This is a genomic window from Martelella lutilitoris, from assembly GCF_005924265.1.
In the GTDB taxonomy this organism is placed as follows: domain Bacteria; phylum Pseudomonadota; class Alphaproteobacteria; order Rhizobiales; family Rhizobiaceae; genus Martelella; species Martelella lutilitoris.
The window spans coordinates 319,535-338,572 of record NZ_VCLB01000003.1 but is presented as its reverse complement, the minus strand read 5'-3'; the positions used below and the strand labels follow the sequence as shown (position 1 = coordinate 338,572).

Here is a 19,038-nt window from a genome sequence, read left to right as displayed (position 1 = left end):
GGAGCGCCGACCGGCTCTCAGTGCGAAAGCATCACCGTGTCCGCATCGACGCTGCCCTGACTGAAGGCCTCGAGCGGCACGAGCTTCGGGCCGGCCGCCCCTTCCTTCAGCGCGGCAAGATCGAAGGAAACATAGCCGAGGCTTCCATAGGTGCGCAGCATCAGCTTACCGCCCGCAAGGTCGATCAGCGTGATCCAGGACGTGTATTCGGTGATGAAGTCCGGCTTTTCGGCCGCCGCGCCGCCGGTCAGCTTGGTCGCCGATTCCGTCAGCGCGCTCGCCTTGGCGCTGGAATAGACGGACGCGCCCTTCGGTCGGTCGAACTTGTTCATCACATGGCCGAGCTGGCGAAGCGCAGCCTCGGAACCGTCGACCTTTTCGGAAAACTGGGCGTAGTAAACGGCGCGCACGAAACGGTCGACGGCGGTGTCGGAGCCCGGAAGCGTCACCGTGGCGATGCCGGAATCGGGCTGGATGAAATCCTTGCCCAGGAATGTTGCGCTCGAATGATCGACATTGCTGAGATGGGTGTAGTTGTTGAGATTGGTCAGGTGCCAGTCGAAGCGCGGGCTGTTGGTCATCACGCCGAGCGGGTTGTCGAAGATGTGCCGCTTTCCGTCGAAGAACTCGATGACGATCGACGCGCCGCTCTTGTCATGCACCGTATAGTGAAAGGGCGGCACCACGCCGCCGAGCGCTTCCAGCGGATCGACCAGAACCGCCTGCTTCTCCAGTGCGTCCTTCACCTCCGCCACGGTTGAAAACTGCGCCAGCATCCATGCGCCGAGATCGATCGCCGACAGCACCGGCGTGTCTTTTGCTTCCGTATCGTCCGGACCGTGCGTATCGGCGAAGGCGAGCAGCGAGAAATTGAGCCCCGCCTCGTTCAGTCCCTCGACGACCTTGAGGTCTTGCGCATTGCCGTTCGGAACGACGATGCCGAAGACATCATAGACGCTCTCATAGGTCAGCGGCGCGTGCTCTCCGGCTCTGGAGGCAAGCGGTGTTCCCTTGGGCAGAAAGGCTGCGAAATAGGGCAGTTCCACAGGCAGTTCCAGCGTTCTGCCGGCAAAGACGGAGCCGGACAGGTCGGTGTAGAGGAGAGACGTGCACATGAATGACCTCGCTGCTTTTTCTCTGTTGGACGCAGCGTATTGTGCGGCTCACGCAGGCGCAAGGTCTCGAAATTTCCGGTGAGGTAAATTTTCGGCATGGCGATCTTGCCGACAGACAGATGCCCATCGGTATGCGATGCTTATCCGCGCAGGCAACGGGAGAAAGACAGAATGACGGGCTATCAGATCAACCGCGATTTCATGATCGAAGACGAGCAGTCGCTGCGGGACCTGTTCCCGCCGGTAAGCGCGCTGGCCGCGAAAAAATGCCTTCCCGCCCTCGACGCTCATGCGACCGCCTTCATCGAACGCGCACCCTTTCTCTGTCTGGGAACCCAGGGCAGCGATGGCCGCGGAGACGTCAGCCCGCGCGGCGATCCGGCGGGCTTCGTCAAGGTGCTCGATGCAAACACGCTCGCCATTCCCGACCGACCCGGCAATAATCGTCTCGACAGCCTGTCCAACATCATCGCCAATCCGAGCGTCGGTCTGCTGTTCATCATTCCGGGCTTTGACGACACGTTGCGTATCAACGGCACGGCGCAGCTTACGCGCGATCCGGCCCTGCTGGAAAGCATGAGCGTGCAGGGCAGGGCGCCGACGCTTGCCATCGTCGTCAGCATCCACGAGGTGTTCATGCACTGCGCCAAGGCCTTCCGGCGTTCGCATCTGTGGGATCCGGCGCATTTTCAGGATCGTGCCAGCTTTCCCTCACTGTCGAAGATCATCCTCGACCAGACAACCGGCGCCCCGGACGATGAGGACGAGATGAAGCGGATCGATGCCGATCTCGAAGATCGCTACAAGACCTCACTTTATTGAGACCGCTGTCAGCAGGCCATGCGCTGCCCGGCTTCATCGAACAGGTGGACATCGGCGACATCGAAGGCGAGATCGATCGCGGCTCCGGTCTTCAGAAGATGCTGGCCGGAAAGGACCGCCATCACCCGCTCGCCATTCTTCGCCGTGGCATAGACGACGGTCTCGGTGCCGAGCGCCTCGACAAGGGTGATGTCGACGGCGAAGCTTTTCTCGCCGGTCTCCGCGAGCCGGATATTTTGCGGGCGCACGCCGACCGTTACCTTCGACCCTTCCGGCGGCAGGCCTCCTGCAAGCGGCACGTCGATCGTTTCCTCGCCCAAAAGGTTGAGGGCGATGCCGCTGGCCTCGGCCTTCTCCACGGTTGCCGGCAGGAAGTTCATCGCCGGAGAGCCGATGAATCCCGCGACAAAGAGGTTTGCCGGCGTGTTGAACAGTTCGAGCGGCGTGCCGATCTGTTCGACAATCCCCTGACGCAGCACCACGATGCGGTTGGCAAGCGTCATCGCCTCCACCTGGTCGTGGGTCACATAGATCATCGTCGTCTTCAGCCGGTTATGCAGGGCGGAAAGCTCGCCGCGCATATGAACGCGCAGTTCCGCGTCAAGGTTCGACAGCGGCTCGTCGAACAGGAAAACATCCGGGTGGCGCACGATGGCGCGGCCGATGGCAACCCGCTGGCGCTGGCCGCCCGACAGCGCCTTCGGCTTGCGGTCGAGATAGGTCTCGAGCTCCAGCATCTTCGCCGCATCCATGACGCGGGCCTCGATCTCCTTTTTGTCCATGCCGGCAAAGCGCAGGGCAAAGCCCATGTTTTCCCGCACGGTCATGTGCGGGTAGAGCGCATAGGTCTGGAACACCATGGCGATGCCGCGCTTGGCAGGGTCCTCGTCGGTCATGTCCTTGCCGCCGATGGCAAGCGCGCCGGAGGTGATGTCCTCAAGGCCGGCGATCATCCTCAGGAGCGTCGATTTTCCGCAACCGGACGGGCCGACGAAGACAATGAACTCGCCGGACTTGATGTCGAGATCGACGCCCTTGATCACCTCGATCGACCCGAACGACTTGCGGATGGCATTCAGCGAAACGTCAGCCATGGAAAAACCTCAGGAAAGCGTAAAGGTGACGGTCTGGTCGGCAAAAGGCCGGCAGCGGACGGAAAGCGTCAGCGTGCCGGGTTGATCGCCGGCCTCGATATAGAGCCCGGCGGTGCCGCCCTTGAAGCTGACGAGGTCCGGGCCGATGATCCGTCCGGGCCCTTCGAGCGAAAGCGCGGCCGGATCATCGAAGAAGGGCAGGATATTGCCGGTCTGGTCAAGCGCGCGCAGGATCACCCGCACGCAGTCCTTTTCACCGGCTTTCAGTTCAGTGTCGTCCGGCGCGATCTGAAGCGTCGTCGGCACCGGATCTGCCGTGAGGTTCATCGTCCTGGCCGGTTTGCCGTCAACATAGCCGGTGATCCTGCCGTTTTTCCACACGCGCCCCCACTCGCCGAATTCTTCCGGCGTGACCGAGCGCAGGTCGATGACGATGGGAGGATGCGGCAGGTGCGGATAGGTCGCGCGGTCAGGATCGATCCGGCGCGGCTCCATATCGCCGAAACTGAATTCGACATAATCGCAGTTCGTCAGAATGATCAGCGGCAAAACGCCGCCGATATTGCGCTCGCCGCGCGCCCAGAAGGTGACGGGCTGCAGAACCACGTTGTCTTCCGGATCGCCCTGTGATGCATAGGCATAGGCCGCGAATTTCGGCTCGCGGTACATGTCGAGAACGCCGTGATAGCAGATGCGGTCGCCCGAGCCGAAATCCTGGTGGGTGTTGTAGTCGAACATGCACCAGCCGGTGCCGCCGGCAATTGTCGGGTCACCGGCAATCGCGTTCAGCATCTGCAGATGGCGGGTCACATGTTCGGCCTGGCGTTGTTCCTGGTCGAAGCGCTTGGTCGGATACATGTGGCCGCAATATTCGGTGATCATGTAGGGCACATCGCGGGAAAGCCCGGTGACCTTTTTCTGCTCGCGGCGGTGCATGCGCAGATGGTTGCTGCCCGGCATTTCCTCCGAGCCGAGAACGAAGTCGTTCATCGTGTAGACGTCTTCGAGCAACTCGCTGTCTTCGATGCAGCGCACGCCGCCGGTCGGTCTCGTGCCGTCCAGTTCATGCGCCAGACGGTTGGTCTCGGCGTAGAACTCATGGTCGTCGGCCGATTCGTTGATGCGCACGCCCCAGATGATGATCGACGGATGGTTCCAATCGCGCCGGATCATGCGCTCGACATTGGCGATGGATTCCTGTTTCCAACCCTCGCCGCCGATATGCTGCCAGCCGGGGATTTCCTCGAAGACCAGCAGGCCGATCTCGTCGCAGCGGTCGAGGAAATATTTCGATTGCGGATAATGCGAGGTGCGCACGACATTGCAGGCAAGCTCGTATTTCAGGATGTCGGCATCCTTCTCCTGCCCGCGCCTGCCCATGGCATAGCCGAGATGCGGGTAGCTCTGGTGGCGGTTGAGGCCCCGAAGCTTCAGCGGCCTTCCATTGAGGTGGAAACCGTCCGTGGCGAAGGCAACGGTGCGGAAGCCGAAGCGGGTGGCGACGGCATCAGTGCCGTCTGCCGTTTCCAGCGTGACGGCAAGCGTGTAGAGCGCCGGGTCGTGAATGTCCCAGAGCCGGATATTTTCCAGCCCGTCGATTTCGAACGAGGCCTTGTCGCCGCTGACCGCGATTTCGGTCGTGGCGAGGCTGTGGCCGTCGGCGTCATAGAGCGTTGCCTTCAGCGTCGCGGCTTCCGGAGCCGCTCCTGTCAGGAAGACATCCGCCTGAACGCATTTCTGCGGCGCAAGCGGGTCGGGCGTCTCGACCTTGACGTTGCCGATCGCCGTCGGGGTCGTCACCTTCAACCAGACATCGCGGTAGATGCCGGCGAAGGTCAGGTAGTCGATCATGAAGCCGAAGGGCGGGATCTCCGGGTTTTCCGACCCGTCGATCTTCACCGTCAGCAGGTTGTCGCCGTCCTTCAGGCGTCCGGTCAGGTCGACCGCAAAAGGCGTGTAGCCGTCCCTGTGCGCGCAGAGTTTTTCACCGTTCAGAAAGACCACGCTGTCGGCCATTGCCGCATCGAAGACGAGGGAGACGGCCTTGCCGTCAAAGGCGGGGTCGTAGGCGATGATCTTTTGATAGGTGAACGGTTTCTGGTAGCTGTTCTCGTCGAAATAGTTGAACGGCAGTTCCACGGCGGTGTGCGGCAGGGTGACGGCCGCGCCATCCTGCAGGGCGCCGGTCCAGCTTTCGTCAAAGCCTTCGGTGAAAACCCAGTCGCTGTTGAACTTCTCGAATGTGCGCATTGTCATGACCTATTTGACCGAGCCAAGCATGCCCTGGACGAACTGGCGCTGCATGGCGAAGAAGATGAAGAGGGTGGGAAGCGTGGCAAGGATCGTGCCGATCATGACGGTGCCGTAATCGGGATAATAGGCCGACGCCAGCGACGAGACGACGAGGGTGATCGTCTTGGTCTCGTTCGATTGCAGCACGATCAGCGGCCACAGATAATTGTTCCAGTTGAGCATGAAGACGATGACGAAGGCCGCCGCATAGGTCGAACGCATCACCGGAAAATAGATGTAGAAGAAGATCTGCCACTCCTTCAGCCCGTCGACCTTGGCCGCATCGCGCAGTTCCGACGGGAAGGCCTTCGAGGCCTGCCGGAAATAGAAGATGACGAAGGCCCATGCGATGGTCGGCAGGATCACGGCGATATGCGTGTCGATCAGCCCCGCCTTGGCCATCAGCATGAACAGCGGGATCATGATCGCGGCAAAGGGAACCATCAATGTCAGGAGCACGAGGGTGTAGACCCGGTCGCGAAAGCGCGAGCGGAAGATCTCGAAACCGTAGCCGGCCAGCGAGGAGACCAGCAGCGTCAGGACCGTGCCGGCGATCGCGATCTTCACCGAGTTCCACATGATCAGCGGCACATCGACCTGGGTGAAGAACATCTTCAGATTGTCGAGGAAGGCGAGGCCGAAAGAGGCCTTGCCGGTGACGATGTCGGCCGTCGTGTTGGTTGCCGAGATCACCATCCAGATGAAGGGGAAGACTGAGATGAAGGCGGCCAGCGCCAGCGCGCCGTAAAGAAGCGCCGTCGAGAGATAGCGTGTCGTGTAGCGCGGCATCATTTGCGTTCCCTCGCGGCATAAAACTGCAGGAAGGACAGGATGGCGACGATGACGACGATGACGTAGGAGACCGTTGCCGCATAGCCGAAGTTCGGCGTGAAGCGGAAGGTGAGATTGTAGATATAGAGCGACAGCGTCAGCGTCGCATTGGCCGGTCCGCCGGTGCCCTCGGTCAGATTGTAGACCTCGTCGAAGAGCTGCAGCGTGCCGATGGTCGAGGTGATGGTGGTAAACAGGATCACGGGTTTGAGCATCGGGATCGTCAGGTGCAGGAATTGCCGCCATTTCGGCACGCCGTCGACGCGGGCGGCCTCGTAGATCGACTTGTCGATATTCTGCAGCGCGGCCAGGTAGAAAATCATGTTGTAGCCGGTCCAGCGCCAGGTGATCGCCAGGATGATCAGCAGCTTGGCCCAGAAGGGATCGGTAAACCACGGGATCGGAATGTCGATAAGTCCGAGCGTCTGCAAGGTGGAATTGATGATCCCGTCTGTCGCGAACATGCTCTTGAACAGGATCGAATAGGCCACAAGCGAGGAAACGCAGGGCAGGAAAATCGCGGTGCGGAAAAGCCCGCGGAATTTCAGTTTCGGACTGTTGAGCGCGCTGGCGAGGATCAGCGCCAGCATGATCATCACCGGCACCTGGATGACGAGGAAGGTCAGCGTATTGGTCAGCGCCTGCAGGAAGACCGGGTCGTTGAAAAGCCGTTCGATATTCCCGAAGCCGACGAACTTCATCATCATGCCCCGCCCGGAATAGAACGAGAGCACCAGCGAGCGAATGATCGGGTAGAACATGAAGGTGCCGATCAGGATGAGTGCCGGGACAACGAAGGCCCAGCCGTTCACATCATAAAACCGTCTCAGATTGCCGGGTCTGGCAGTCACCATTTTTCAAAACCTCGCGCCGCATGCGACCTTTTGGAGAAAACGCCAAATCATCCGCCTCAACCTGTTGGCTAAGGTTCTCGCCTCTCATTTCCGTCATGCCGGCCTTGAGCCGGCATCCAGGGCCAAAAACCGGGGACCATCAGGTCGATGATCCTGGCACAAAAGGCGATTTACAGCCCTGGACCCCGGATCAGGTCCGGGGTGACGGACAATGGTTGGTGAGTAGCCCTTGTCTGCAACAGGCTTGTCAGAAGGCTCGTGAACAGTTTGGGGCGGACGGGGAAAATCGTCCGCCTCAAGGCATTGAGCCTGTTACTGGATCTGGTATTTCGCCTGCTGTTCGATCGCCTTCAGCACCTCGTCGATCGGCTTGCCGTCGACGAGCGAACGCAGGTTCGCGGTCACCGCCGTGTCGAGTTCATTGGTGAAGATGCCGTAGTCGACCGGCGGGATCTGGTTCAGCCAGTCGGAGAACTTCTGCCAGACTTCCTCGCCGCCGAAGAACGGGTCTGCTTCCTGGTAGGCCGGGCCCTCGCGGGCGGCCAGAAGCGAACCGACAGCGCCGCGTTCGGTCAGGATCTTCTGGTAGAAATCGACATCCTTGGCATAGACCTCGTTGAGGAAGTCGATCGCCTCGTCCTTCACGTCGGAGGAGGAGAGCACATACCAGCTCGAGCCGCCGAGATTGGAGGCGTGCGTCGCGCCTTCCACGCCATCGAGCGAGGGGATCGGCGCCACGCGCCATTTGCCGGACTGCGCTTCCTGGGCCTTGATCGTGCCGGTGATCCACACGCCGGTGACGACGGAAGCGGTATTGCCGGAGGTGAAGGCGTTGACGTAGTTGGACCAGCCGGTCGCGGGATAGAGAATGTCGGCCTTGGCCATCTTGGCCTGGGTCTCGAGCGCGGCCTTCAGCGCCGGATTGTCGACGACATTGAGGTCGCCGTTCTCATCGAAATACCATTCGCCGGCCGACTGCATCATGATGCGGGTCATGCCGCCGTCATTGAGGTCGATCGAGGTCATCTTGTGGCCGGTCTTTTCCTCAACCTGCTTGCCGATCTCGATGAAACGGTCCCAGGTGATGCCTTCCATGTCGGCGGCGGTAAAGCCGGCTTCTTCCAGATAGTCGCTGCGGTAGTAGAGCCCGGTAACGCCTGAATCGAAGGGCATGCCGTAGACCTTGCCGTCGAGCGTCATCAGCTGGACCTTGTAGGGCGCGAATTTGGAATAGTCGACGACGTCATCCATCGGCGCAAAGGAGCCGGGGAAGGACTGGAGATATTTTTGCGCGCCGTAATCCTCGATCAGCACGATATCCGGCAGCGCGTTGGTGGTGCCGGAGGCGAGCGCGGTCTGCAGCTTCTGCTCGACGTCGAGCTTGGCGAAGTCGACAACGTTGAAGGTCGTGTCGGGATGGGTCTTCGAATAGATTTCGCCTGCTTCCTTCATGATGGCGACGTTGAAATTCGGGTCCCAGCACCAGATCGTGATCTCGCCGGCAAAGGCCGCCGATGCACTCATGACGCAGGTGCCGGCAAGGGCCGCACCCGTAATCCGCTTCAGCACGGTATCCATTGGTTTCCTCCCATTTGGACGATCGCTGGCGGCGCTCTCCTTGCCGCCCGTCAAAAAGCTAACGTCAAAACCGGCGGGTTCGCAATAAAAAATTTAGTAAAATAATAAGTAAAATTTTTATTGCGATGGTGGGCGGCGGCAGCTGTCACGCCAGACCATCTCCGTGGGAATGACGACGCGCTTGGTGTATTCGCGGCCGTTGATGCGCTCGACAAGAAGGTCCACGGCGCATTCGCCGATGGCCTCGCCGGGAATTTTCATGGTCGAAAGCGGCGGCGTCAGAAACTGTGCCACCGGGATGTCGTTGAACGAGGCGACGGCGATATCGCCCGGGACCGAAAGGCCGGCCTCCTGCAGCGCGCGACAGGTGCCGATGGCGATATTGTCGTTCGCCGTCACGATCACGTCGGGCCGCTCGGCATGGGCAAGCAGGGTGCGGGCGTTTTCATAGCCGACTTCGAGGCGCAGGTTCTGGCCGTTGTTGCAGTCGTCATTGAGCGCGATCAGCGCCGAATCGAAGCCGCCATGCTCCTTCTGCCATTCGACATAGGCGTGACAGCGCGTCTCGCTGTAGGGGCTGCCCTTGCGGCTGATGCGGTCTTCCGCGCCGATAAAGGCGATCCGGCGGTAGCCCGCGGCATGAAGCCCGTCGAGAATGATGCGCGTGGCGCTGGCGAGATCGCTTGAAACGCAGTCGAAACGCTCGTCTTCCGGCACGAAATCGGCAAAGACCAGGTGCCGGCTGTTTTCCTCGAGAAAGGCGATTTCGTGGGGGCGGTGCTTGCCGATCGCGATCACCCCGGTCATCGCCTGCAGCGTCGCGGCCTCCGCTTCCAGGTCGTCGTGGAAGACCTTGACAATCTCGGTCCCATAGGTCTGGCAGCGGCGCTCGATACCGAGCCGGACGCCGATATAATAGGGATCGATCAGTTCCTCGTCGCGTTCGAGGAAATGGACCGTCGCCATGCGCGGCATCGCCTGTTTGCGGCGCGGCGCGCGCAATGGCCCGGTTTTCGCCCGCAGGCGATTGCGCGGCGTGGCGTAGTTCAGCGCCTCGGCGGTTTCGATGATCGCTTTGCGCTTGACCTCTGAGACGGAGAGCGTCGGATCGTAATTGAGGACGCGCGAAACCGTGCCGGCCGACACGCCGACCGCCTTGGCTATTTCCCGCAATGTGACCATCTGCCTGTGCCCCGCAATCATATGTTGGGGTAAATTTTTACCAATTTGATCGCACCCGCAAGCCTTAAGTTTCGAATTGCGGTACGTCAGCGCATGGCAGGTTGAGGATCAGGCGTCTTCGACCATTTCGATACGTTCCATGCCGCCCACGACCGGGGCAAACTCCGTCCACACGCCGCGAGCGCCCGCTCGCCAGGCATCCATGTCCGCGGGCTGGAACACTTCGCCGCCGTTTTCACGCGCGGTTTCCATCGCCGCCGTCTCGTCCTCCACGATCAGCGCGTTGAAATAGAGCGCGGCCTCGGCGCTGATCTCCATCAGCAGGCCTTGCGTTTCGGCATCGAGCCCGTTCCAGAAACTTTCGGAAAAATAGATCACGCCGGAGGCGCGGATATGGCCGGTTTCGGTCAGGCAGGGCACGACCTCATAGAGCTTGAAACCGGCATAGGCGGACTTGGTCAGATCCATCGCATCCGCCACGCCGGTCGCCAGCGCGTTATAGGTCTCGGTGATCGGAATGCCGACGGGCACGGCGCCGAAGGCGCTCCAGAGCCCGGTGTGAAGCGGGCTGTTGATGACCCGGATGGTGACGCCCTCCAGCTCTTCCGGCCGCGTCACCGGGGTCTTCGTCAGAAGATGGCGGGCGCCGTAATCGATGAAGCCGCCGACGATGAAGCGTTCGCCGGCGAGTTGCGCCTTGAGATCGTCGCCAACCGGTCCGGTGACGACGCGTCGCAAATGCGCAGGGTCGCGAAACAGGAAAGGCAGGTCGAGAAGCTGGAGCTCCGGCACCCAGGCGGAAAGCGCCGAAACGGTTGACAGGCTCGCCTGAACCGAACCGAGGCGAATGCTGTCGGCCACCTGTTTTTCACCCCCGAGCGCGCCATTGGTGACAACGTTGAAGCGGAAGCGGCCCGGAAGTCGTTCCTCGGCCCTTTCGGCAAAGAAGCGCCAGACCTTCGTTTCTGGCTTGTCCTCGCCGAGCAGCGAGGCGACCGTGACCGTGGTCTGGGCAAAGGCGGGACGGGCGAGATAGGGGACGGAAAGCGCTGCGAGCGTTCCGGCCTTCAGGAGTGTGCGACGGTTGAGGGTGTTCATGGCGTTTCCTCTCAGATCAGAAGGGTGAATGCGCAGATGAGCGCGACTGCCGACACAAGCGCGGCAAGATAGGGCAGAACCGCGCGAAACAGCGCCGCCGCCGGAATCGTCGCAACGCCGCCCACCACCAGCACCAGCATGCCGACCGGCGGCGTCAGTCCGCCGATCATCAGCGTGGTGACGACGATGACGCCGAAGGCGATCGGGTCGAGGCCGGCGCCGGCGGCCAGCGGCAGCAGCAGCGGACCGAAGAGCAGAATGGCCGCGCCGATATCGAGCACCAGGCCGGCGGCAAGCAGCACGGCCACGCAAAAGGCGAGGATCGCGGCGGGCGAACCGCCGAGCGCGCCGGCGGCCGAAGACAGCATCCCGGCGACGCCGTCGATGGCGAGCTGGAAGGCGAAGGGTCCGGCCGAGCCGATCAGCAAGCCGATGGCCGCCGCTTCCACGGCCGTCTGCCGGAATATGGAAAAAAGCGGGGTCCGGCGCGTTTTCGAGAAAGCCGCAAGGGCGAGCGTATAGGCAGCCGCGAGGGCGGCGGCCTCGGTGGTGGTGACGATGCCGATGCGGATGCCGACGACGACGATGATGCCGAGCCCGAAGGCCGGGACGGCGGCCAGGAAGGTCCGCTTTCGCTCGCCGGGGCTTGCCCGCTCGCCGCCCGGCTGATCGCGGGTTGTCAGGTGAATGGCGATGGCAAGGCTTGCCGCCATGACCAGACCGGCGAAAAGCCCGCCGACAAGCAGCTTGCCGACCGAAAGATCGGTCGCGGCGGCGAGGATGAGAAAGGCGATCGACGGCGGGATCACATTGTCGAGCACGGAGGAGGCGGCGATGATCGCGCCTGCGCGAGCCGGCGGATAGCCGCGGCGCGTAAGCTCAGGCTGGAAGGTCGTGGCCGAAAAGACGGCATTGGCGACCGAGGAGCCCGAAGCGCCGGAGAAAAGCGTGCCGGTGGCAAGCACCGTCTGCGCCAGCCCGCCGCGCCGGTGGCCGACAAGCGAAGCGGCGAAGGCGACGAGATGGGCGGCCGCGCCGGACGCCGAAAGGGCGGTTCCCGTCAGAAGAAAGAAAGGAATGGCGAGCAGCAGGAAATGCGACATGCCGGAGACCGCGGTGGTCACCATGGTTTCCGGGGCCAGGTTGCCGCCGAAGGGCATGGCGACAAGGGCCGCGGCGAGAAAGGCATGGGCAAGCGGCGCCGCCGCGATCAGGCCGATGGCGGCGAAAAGCGCGATCGCCGCGCTCGCCGGCAGGGCCGTTGCCAGGTTCATGCGCAGGCAGGCGAGGGATATAAGGCCGGCCAGACCCGCAGAAACGGCAAGCGACGGAAACTGCCGCTCGCCGATGCGCCTGAGAACAAGGATGACGGCGATCAGCGCCCCGCCCGTGCCGGTGACGGCAAAGCGCACCCATTCTGGAACCCCGAGGGTCGGCGATGCGCCGCCGATCAAGGCGACGACGCGGGCGCTGCCGAAGGCGAGAACGAAGGCGGCGATGAGGCTGACGGCATCGGCGACCACCCGGGAAATGCTTTGCGTGCGCGGACCGAGCGGCAGGTCGAGCCGCATGGCAAGCGGGCCCGACATGGCAAGCGGCGCGGCGAGCGAAATCAGCGCCACATTCAGCCAGATGCCGAGATCTTCCGTGCCGATCAGCCCGGTGCCGAACACGTAGCGAAGCACGACGGCGAGGAGAACAAGCGCGAGCATCAGCGCCAGGACGACGCCGACGATTGCCGCAAGCGCCGTCTCCAGCCCTCGGGCGAGCCAAACGGATCCGTTCTCCTTGATTGGCGATGTCATCGCGCCCGGTTCGCAAGCGCCATATCGATGGCCCGGCGGAAATCCCGGGTCGCCTGTCCGACATCGGGTGCATGGAAGATCGCCGAAATCACGGCGATGCCGTCTGCGCCCTCGGCGATCAGTTCGGGCACGTTTTCGAGCTTGATGCCGGCAATCGCGCCCACCGGAAGGCCGGGCCTGGCGCTTTTGAGGCCGCGGCGCAGCGCGCGAAAACCTTCGACGCCCACGGGCGGATCGGCGTTGATCTTGGAGAGCGTGTGGAAGACGCCGCCGATACAGGCGTAATCGACCGGGGACGCTGCCGCGCGCGCGCCGTCGGAGGCATTCTTGACGGTGAGGCCAATGATCGCCTCCGGTCCGAGCAGGCGTCGCGCTGTCTCCGGTTCCATGTCGTCAGCGCCGAGATGCACGCCGGCGGCATCAGCGGCGAGCGCGACGTCGACCCGGTCGTTGACCACCAGCGGCACGCCGGTCGGCTCCAGCGCCTTGCGGATATCGACGGCGCGCTCGATCATCTGGCGCGTCTTGGCGTATTTGTCGCGGTACTGGATCAGGGTCGCGCCGTTTTCGGCGGCGTGTCGCGCCAGTTCGGCGAGCGGGGCGGTTTCGACCAACCCGGCATCAACCAGCGCATTCAGCCGGTAGTCGACCGTTCTCATGGCTGCACCCCGGGCGCCCCGACAGGGCGGATTTGGCGAAATTCCAACGACATATGACGACCTCCTTGGTATTGCGGAGACCGGCGCGGAAGCGAAAACAAGGGGAATGACCATCTTTCCGTTCCTACGCCGGTATGACCCGGATCAGGTTCAAGGGTCCGGCCCATTGCCATCTCAGCATCGCAGGATGCTCCCCTCGGAATGTGGGTGATTCTGTCGGGCTTTGGGGCCCGTGTCAACAGGCCTCAGACGGCGCCGAAGGCGGCGGCCTCGAAACCGGAAAGACCGGTCAGCACGGTTGCCGCGCCGGCGGCCCGAAGCCGTTCTGCATGAGGGGATCTGGCGCCCTCAAGGTGGCTGCCGCCGACAAAGCCGATTGCGCGCATGCCGGCGCGCCCCGCGCCGGTCACGCCGGCGATGGCGTCTTCCAGCACGACGCAGTCCGCCGGCGGGGCGCCGCGTTTTTCGGCGGCGTAGAGGAAGAGATCGGGCGCCGGCTTGCCGTGCTCCACCGATTCGGCGCTGAAGGCGCGGCCTTCGAAGCGCTCGGCAAAGCCGATCGCCTGAAGCGCGACGCCGAGCCTCTTGTAGGAGCCGCCGGAGGCGATGCAGTAGTCGATCCCGGCGGCATCCAGCCGATCCAGCATCGCTTCTGCCCCCGGCATCGGTTTCAGCTCGCGACGATAGCGTTCGAAAAGCCGGGCGTACCAGTCCTTCTGGAAATCGGGATCGACCGGCCCGTCGATCCTTGCTTCAGCGAAGGCAATGATCTGCTTGACGGATGCGCCGAGAAATTTCTCGAGCAGCGTATTCCAGTCGACCGTGATCCCGTATTCGGCAAGCGAGACCTGCAGCTCGGCGAGGGCGATGATCTCGCTGTCGGCAATCACGCCGTCGAAGTCGAAAATGACTGTCTTCATCATGGTTTCCTGGCCCATGCGTTTCGGCTGAGGCGACGCCGTCGAGGCCGTGCCGTTCCATCCTGCTGCCTCCTATGGCCTGTTTTGCCTGCAAATGCAAATCCGCGCACGCGGGGATTTAATTGAAAACTAATGAAAATCAATTGTTTACGCGGACGCCTGATGGGATTCAGTATGGAACTTCCTGGTCGGAGACCAGTGGCAGGAGCGCGATGTTGGCGCTCTTGCATCAAAAACGCTGACGTCTGAAATCATTGATATTGGATATTCATCCGAATTGATCCCTGCTAATTCTGCCCCAAGGGATCTTTCAGGGCAGAGTTCGATGGAACAGGCAGAGCGTAGCGGCACGAACCGCGATATGTTGATCATCATGCTGGCGGGCGGGCTGGTGCTGGCCTTGTCCTTCGGCGTGCGCTCGGTGTTCGGCGGTGTGGTTCTGCCGCTTTCCGATGATCTCTTTGCCGGCCGGATCGAGATCTTCTCGCTGTCGATTGCCATCCAGAACCTCGTCTGGGGTCTGGCGCAGCCGTTCTTCGGCATGCTCGCCGACAAGTTCGGCGACCGGCGCGCGCTCTGGCTCGGCTTCGGCTGTTATGTGCTCGGCATGCTCATCTGCGTCTTCGGCGCCTCGCCCTTTGCCCAGCATATGGGGGCGGGCGTTCTCGTCGGCATGGGCGTTTCGGGCACGGCCTTCGGCACGGTCCTGGCCGTGGTCGGCCGCGCGGCGCCTGCGGAAAAGCGCGGCTTCTATCTCGGCGTCGCCTCCGCCATGGGCTCGGCCGGCCAGGCGGTGCTGCCGCTTCTGACGGCTTTCCTGATCAGCCGGTTCGACTGGCAGACGACGCTTCTGATCATCACTGCGCTGCTGGCGCCGATGGCGCTCGCCATCCCCTTCCTGCATGTAAAAAACAAGGGCTCCGCCGCCGAGACCGACATCGACCTGCCGCAGACCATCCGCGCCGCCTTCGGTCATGGCAGCTTCGTGATGCTGGCGGCCGGCTTTTTCGTCTGCGGTTTTCATCTCGCCTTCATCACCGCGCATCTGCCGAACTATGTGCAGAATTTCTGTACCGGTACGACGCTTTCCGCGCCGGAATTGCGCGCGCTCGGTCTGAAGGCGCTGGCGCTGGCCGGTTTTGCCAACATCTTCGGCACGCTGATTGCCGCGCGTCTTGGCAATTTCTTCGCCAAGCCGCATGTCCTGGCTGCCATCTACGCCCTGCGCGCCGTGGTTATTCTTATCTTCATCTGGCTGCCGCTGACGCCGGTTAGCGTACTCATCTTCGGCCTCGTCATGGGCGTGCTCTGGTTGTCCACCGTGCCGCTGACGAGCGCGCTGATCGTCGTCATGTTCGGCCCGCGCGCCATGGGCACGCTGTTCGGCTTCGTCTTCCTGAGCCACCAGCTCGGCGGCTTCGCCGGCGTCTGGCTCGGCGGCGCCTGGTTCGACCGGTATGGCAATTACGACGTGATCTGGTATGTCGCGATCGCGCTCGGCATTCTGTCCGCGGCCATCCACCTGACGGTGCGCGAGCGCGCCGCCCCGGCGATTGCCGCTACGGCGTGAGGCCGCGCGGGCGACCTTAACACTTCCGAAACCATGATCGCATTAATCTCGGCGCTCCCGTTCAAGGCGGGCGCCGGGCGTTTATTTCCGTCGGACTCTTTTCGCGGATTCCCCAAGCGTCTATGTTTTGAGAAGGGCGATTCGGTCCGGCAATGACCGGATCATCATCGGATGTGAATGGCCTCTTGAAGGCGGCCTTCGCGCTTTGCGGCAGCGCGGCCCGCCGAAAGACAGATGCGGAAGAGACGAATGGAGCGGGGCGGCAAAAGCAACGAGGGCCGGATGATTCGCGGCATGCGCGGAAAACGCGCAATCGCGCGATGGCTTGCAGCCGGCACGGCGCTTTCGCTCACTGCCGCACACGCCTTCGCCCAATCTGCCGACGTCGCGCCCGTGCTTTCATCCCGTGAGGTCATGGCCCTTTCGGCCTTTTGCGGCATTCTGGCGGCCACCGTCCTTTCCACCCTCTGGTTCATGCGCCTGCGTGGCCGCACCGAAGCGGAGAACCAGCGGCTTGCCCTCGAGCTCGAAAACCACCGCGAGCGCATCGCCAATCTGAAGGCGCTGAACGCCGAGCGCAATCGTCGCATCATTTTCTGGGAAGGCCCGGATGCGGACCCGGAATTTCTCGGCGCCCTGCCGGACGAGGCCGGCGCGCCGGAAGACGATCATGCCTTCCTCGCCTTTTCCGACTGGCTTTCTCCGGGCAGCACGAAACAGCTCGAGACCGCGATTGCCGCGCTGCGCCGCAAGGCCAAGGCCTTCGAGATGCTGGCGGAAGCCAGAAACGGCTATGTGCTGGAAGTCGTCGGCGGCACCACGGGCGGCCGCGCCCATGTGCGCTTCGGTGCGCTGGAAAGCATCCGCGCCGAACTGGCCGAGCTGAAGGTGGATCACAAGCGCACGAAAGCGGTGCTTGAACGTTTCGAGACGCTTTTCGACGCGATCGACATGCCCTGCTGGCAGCGCGACGGAGACGGTGCGCTCACCTGGGTCAACCGCGCCTATATCGCGGCTGTCGAAGGGGAAACGCGCGAACGCACGCTTGAGGAAAACCGCATGCTCCTGGGCGCGGCGGTTCAGGAAAAACTCGACGAGGCGGTGCGCGCCGGTGCGCGCTTTGAAGGCCGCCAGCCGGTGGTGACCGGCGGCAACCGCACATTCTACGAGCTCAGCGAAGTGGCGAGCGGCGACGGCTCCGCCGGCATTGCCCGCGATGTCTCGGAACTGCAGAGCGTCGAAAACGCGCTGGAACAGACGCTTGAAAGCCATGCCGACACGCTCAACCATCTGAACACGGCGGTCGCCATCTTCGATGCGTCGCGGCGGATGACCTTCTACAACCAGGCCTTCGAAAAGCTCTGGAAGCTCGATATGGGCTTTCTCGAGTCCCATCCCGACAATGGCGAGCTGTTCGAGCGCCTGCGTGCCGATGGCAAGCTGCCGGAGCCGCACCAGTGGCGCGAATGGAAGGAAAAGGCTCTCTCCGTCTACCGTTCCGTCGAGCCGTATAACGATCTCTGGTACCTGCCGAGCGGCGAGACGCTCAGCGTGTTCGCCTCCGCCCATCCGCGCGGCGGCACCACCTGGGTGTTCGAGAACCATACCGAGCAGGTGGCGCTGAAGACGCGCTACAACACGCTGGTGAAGGTGCAGGGCGAGACCATCGATCATCTTTCCGAAGGGGTTGCCGTTTTCGGTCCGGACGGCAGGCTGAAGCTTTCCAATCCCGCCTTCCTGGCGCTCTGGCGCATTGCCGACAAGGACGCGGCGCCCGGCACCCATATCCGCGCGCTGATCGAGACCTGCGAGGATGATCCCGGCGCCAGCGACGGCTGGAAGCTCTTTGCGCGGATGATCACCTCCTTCGATGACGAGCGCGTTTCGCGGCAGGGCCGGCTCGATCTCGCCTCGGGCCTGGTGCTCGACTATGCGGTGACGCCGCTGCCGAACGCCCAGACCATGCTCACCTTCGTCAACAAGACGGATTCGGTGAAGGTGGAGCGGGCGCTGACGGAAAAGAACGATGCGCTGCGCAAGGCGGAGGAACTGAAGAACGCCTTCCTCGAACATGTCTCCCACGAGCTTCGCACCCCGCTGACCTCGATCATGGGCTTCGCCGAGCTGCTGAAGGCGCCGGAAACGGGCGCGCTGACGCCGCGCCAGAGCAGTTACGTCGATCACATCGCCAATTCCTCATCGGTGCTGATGACCATTGTCAACGACATGATTGACCTGAAATCGGCCGATGCCGGCATCCTTCAACTGGAACTGGACCGGATGTCGATCGACGATCTGATCGATTCCGTCGCCGATGATATTTCGAGCCGGCTGCAGGAAAGCGGCGTGACGCTGGAAATCACCGCGCCGCCGAAGCTCGGGACCATCACCGCCGACTTCCAGCGGCTGAAGCAGGTTCTTCTGAAAATCCTCGGCAACGCCGTCAAATATGCCCCGCGCGGTTCGATCATCGCGCTGTCGTGCTGGCGGGAGAAGGACGATTTCGTCTTTACCGTGACCGACAATGGCCCGGGCATTGCCGATGATGCGCTGGAAAGCGTGTTCACCCGGTTCGAGTCCGGCGGCAGGCAGGCCCAATATGCCGGCGCCGGGCTTGGCCTTGCCATCGTCGAAAGCTTCGTCGCCCTGCATAATGGCCGCGTCTTCATCGACAGCGAGCCGGGTGCCGGCACCACCGTTTCCTGCCGCATTCCCGACGCCAGCGCCGGCAAGGGCGGGGCGGAAATCATCGCTGCGGAATGATGGAGCGTTTTCTCGCCGACGAGGACGCGACTGTCGCGCTGGCCAGGGCGCTGGCACCGCTTCTGCAAACGGGCGATTGTCTCGCGCTTTCCGGCGATCTCGGCATGGGCAAGTCCACCTTCGCGCGCGCGCTGATCCGCGCCCGCATGGAGGAGCCGGAGCTTGAAGTTCCGAGCCCGACCTTCACCCTGGTTCAGTTCTATGACGGCGCGCCGCCGCTTTATCATTTCGACCTCTATCGTCTTGCCGATCCCGACGAGTTGATCGAACTCGGCTTCGACGAGGCGCTCGAGGACGGCATCAGCCTGATCGAATGGCCTGAGCGCGGCGGAGACATGTTGCCGGATGATGTCTTGACCCTTTCGTTAGAAGAAGAAGGTGACGGTCGCCGCGTGCGGCTGAGGGGCGGGCAGGAGCGGCTTGCGGCCCTAGCCGTTGCATTTATCTGAGGTTCT

General features: G+C 62.6%; 15 protein-coding genes and 1 riboswitch. Of the genes, 4 read left to right on the top strand and 11 right to left on the bottom strand.

Annotated elements, in window-relative coordinates; genetic code table 11:
• Window positions 1-17: 17 nt before the first annotated feature.
• A complete protein-coding gene (locus tag FF124_RS06585) occupies window positions 18-1,115 on the bottom strand; it encodes a linear amide C-N hydrolase (protein WP_138747690.1) in 1,098 nt (365 codons plus the stop codon).
• Between the two features lie 171 nt (window positions 1,116-1,286).
• Between FF124_RS06585 and FF124_RS06580 the strand changes: the two genes are divergently transcribed.
• Complete coding sequence (locus FF124_RS06580; protein ID WP_138747689.1) at window positions 1,287-1,937, top strand: pyridoxamine 5'-phosphate oxidase family protein; 651 nt, start codon at window positions 1,287-1,289, stop codon at window positions 1,935-1,937.
• Window positions 1,938-1,945: 8 nt separating this feature from the next.
• On the opposite strand, the gene FF124_RS06575 is transcribed toward FF124_RS06580, so the two are convergent.
• From FF124_RS06575 to FF124_RS06530, 10 genes are all read right to left on the bottom strand, one after another.
• Complete coding sequence (locus FF124_RS06575) at window positions 1,946-3,031, bottom strand: ABC transporter ATP-binding protein (protein WP_138747688.1); 1,086 nt, start codon at window positions 3,029-3,031, stop codon at window positions 1,946-1,948.
• A gap of 9 nt (window positions 3,032-3,040) precedes the next feature.
• The gene (locus FF124_RS06570; RefSeq protein WP_138747687.1) at window positions 3,041-5,281 is read right to left on the bottom strand and encodes a glycoside hydrolase family 2 protein; all 2,241 of its coding nucleotides are present in this window, start codon (window positions 5,279-5,281) and stop codon (window positions 3,041-3,043) included.
• A 9-nt stretch (window positions 5,282-5,290) separates the two neighbouring features.
• Entirely contained in the window at window positions 5,291-6,112 is an 822-nt protein-coding gene (locus tag FF124_RS06565) for a carbohydrate ABC transporter permease (RefSeq protein WP_138747837.1), read from the bottom strand.
• The gene (locus tag FF124_RS06560; protein WP_138747686.1) at window positions 6,112-7,008 is read right to left on the bottom strand and encodes a carbohydrate ABC transporter permease; all 897 of its coding nucleotides are present in this window, start codon (window positions 7,006-7,008) and stop codon (window positions 6,112-6,114) included. The genes FF124_RS06565 and FF124_RS06560 overlap by 1 nt, the downstream gene beginning before the upstream one ends.
• A gap of 312 nt (window positions 7,009-7,320) precedes the next feature.
• On the bottom strand, window positions 7,321-8,586 hold the full coding sequence (locus FF124_RS06555; protein ID WP_138747685.1) for an ABC transporter substrate-binding protein: 1,266 nt from the start codon (window positions 8,584-8,586) through the stop codon (window positions 7,321-7,323).
• A 117-nt stretch (window positions 8,587-8,703) separates the two neighbouring features.
• Window positions 8,704-9,768: a LacI family DNA-binding transcriptional regulator gene (locus FF124_RS06550; protein WP_138747684.1), complete on the bottom strand. Its 1,065-nt coding sequence runs from the start codon at window positions 9,766-9,768 to the stop codon at window positions 8,704-8,706.
• Between the two features lie 108 nt (window positions 9,769-9,876).
• The gene (locus FF124_RS06545; RefSeq protein ID WP_138747683.1) at window positions 9,877-10,866 is read right to left on the bottom strand and encodes a TRAP transporter substrate-binding protein; all 990 of its coding nucleotides are present in this window, start codon (window positions 10,864-10,866) and stop codon (window positions 9,877-9,879) included.
• Between the two features lie 11 nt (window positions 10,867-10,877).
• Entirely contained in the window at window positions 10,878-12,671 is a 1,794-nt protein-coding gene (locus FF124_RS06540; RefSeq protein ID WP_138747682.1) for a TRAP transporter large permease, read from the bottom strand.
• A complete protein-coding gene (thiE, locus tag FF124_RS06535) occupies window positions 12,668-13,330 on the bottom strand; it encodes a thiamine phosphate synthase (RefSeq protein WP_138747681.1) in 663 nt (220 codons plus the stop codon). Before thiE ends, FF124_RS06540 begins: the two co-directional genes overlap by 4 nt.
• A 104-nt stretch (window positions 13,331-13,434) precedes the next feature.
• Window positions 13,435-13,537: riboswitch (TPP riboswitch) on the bottom strand.
• A 38-nt stretch (window positions 13,538-13,575) separates the two neighbouring features.
• Entirely contained in the window at window positions 13,576-14,250 is a 675-nt protein-coding gene (locus tag FF124_RS06530) for an HAD family hydrolase (protein WP_187326836.1), read from the bottom strand.
• A gap of 325 nt (window positions 14,251-14,575) precedes the next feature.
• Between FF124_RS06530 and FF124_RS06525 the strand changes: the two genes are divergently transcribed.
• The 3 genes from FF124_RS06525 to tsaE all read left to right on the top strand — a co-directional run bounded on the left by FF124_RS06525 (window position 14,576) and on the right by tsaE (window position 19,032).
• On the top strand, window positions 14,576-15,820 hold the full coding sequence (locus FF124_RS06525) for an MFS transporter (RefSeq protein WP_138747679.1): 1,245 nt from the start codon (window positions 14,576-14,578) through the stop codon (window positions 15,818-15,820).
• A gap of 249 nt (window positions 15,821-16,069) precedes the next feature.
• Window positions 16,070-18,583 carry a PAS domain-containing sensor histidine kinase gene (locus tag FF124_RS06520; RefSeq protein WP_138747836.1) on the top strand — a complete coding sequence of 838 codons (2,514 nt, stop codon included), beginning with the start codon at window positions 16,070-16,072 and terminating at the stop codon, window positions 18,581-18,583.
• On the top strand, window positions 18,580-19,032 hold the full coding sequence (gene tsaE, locus FF124_RS06515) for a tRNA (adenosine(37)-N6)-threonylcarbamoyltransferase complex ATPase subunit type 1 TsaE (protein ID WP_138747678.1): 453 nt from the start codon (window positions 18,580-18,582) through the stop codon (window positions 19,030-19,032). Before FF124_RS06520 ends, tsaE begins: the two co-directional genes overlap by 4 nt.
• Window positions 19,033-19,038: the final 6 nt, after the last annotated feature.

Bases quoted from the DNA above. Each gene is read 5' to 3' on its own strand.
- FF124_RS06585 (WP_138747690.1), bottom strand. From the start codon at position 1,115: ATGTGCACGTCTCTCCTCTACACCGACCTGTCCGGCTCCGTCTTTGCC.
- FF124_RS06580 (WP_138747689.1), top strand. From the start codon at position 1,287: ATGACGGGCTATCAGATCAACCGCGATTTCATGATCGAAGACGAGCAG.
- FF124_RS06575 (WP_138747688.1), bottom strand. From the start codon at position 3,031: ATGGCTGACGTTTCGCTGAATGCCATCCGCAAGTCGTTCGGGTCGATC.
- FF124_RS06570 (WP_138747687.1), bottom strand. From the start codon at position 5,281: ATGCGCACATTCGAGAAGTTCAACAGCGACTGGGTTTTCACCGAAGGC.
- FF124_RS06565 (WP_138747837.1), bottom strand. From the start codon at position 6,112: ATGCCGCGCTACACGACACGCTATCTCTCGACGGCGCTTCTTTACGGC.
- FF124_RS06560 (WP_138747686.1), bottom strand. From the start codon at position 7,008: ATGGTGACTGCCAGACCCGGCAATCTGAGACGGTTTTATGATGTGAAC.
- FF124_RS06555 (WP_138747685.1), bottom strand. From the start codon at position 8,586: ATGGATACCGTGCTGAAGCGGATTACGGGTGCGGCCCTTGCCGGCACC.
- FF124_RS06550 (WP_138747684.1), bottom strand. From the start codon at position 9,768: ATGGTCACATTGCGGGAAATAGCCAAGGCGGTCGGCGTGTCGGCCGGC.
- FF124_RS06545 (WP_138747683.1), bottom strand. From the start codon at position 10,866: ATGAACACCCTCAACCGTCGCACACTCCTGAAGGCCGGAACGCTCGCA.
- FF124_RS06540 (WP_138747682.1), bottom strand. From the start codon at position 12,671: ATGACATCGCCAATCAAGGAGAACGGATCCGTTTGGCTCGCCCGAGGG.
- thiE (WP_138747681.1), bottom strand. From the start codon at position 13,330: ATGAGAACGGTCGACTACCGGCTGAATGCGCTGGTTGATGCCGGGTTG.
- FF124_RS06530 (WP_187326836.1), bottom strand. From the start codon at position 14,250: ATGAAGACAGTCATTTTCGACTTCGACGGCGTGATTGCCGACAGCGAG.
- FF124_RS06525 (WP_138747679.1), top strand. From the start codon at position 14,576: ATGGAACAGGCAGAGCGTAGCGGCACGAACCGCGATATGTTGATCATC.
- FF124_RS06520 (WP_138747836.1), top strand. From the start codon at position 16,070: ATGGAGCGGGGCGGCAAAAGCAACGAGGGCCGGATGATTCGCGGCATG.
- tsaE (WP_138747678.1), top strand. From the start codon at position 18,580: ATGATGGAGCGTTTTCTCGCCGACGAGGACGCGACTGTCGCGCTGGCC.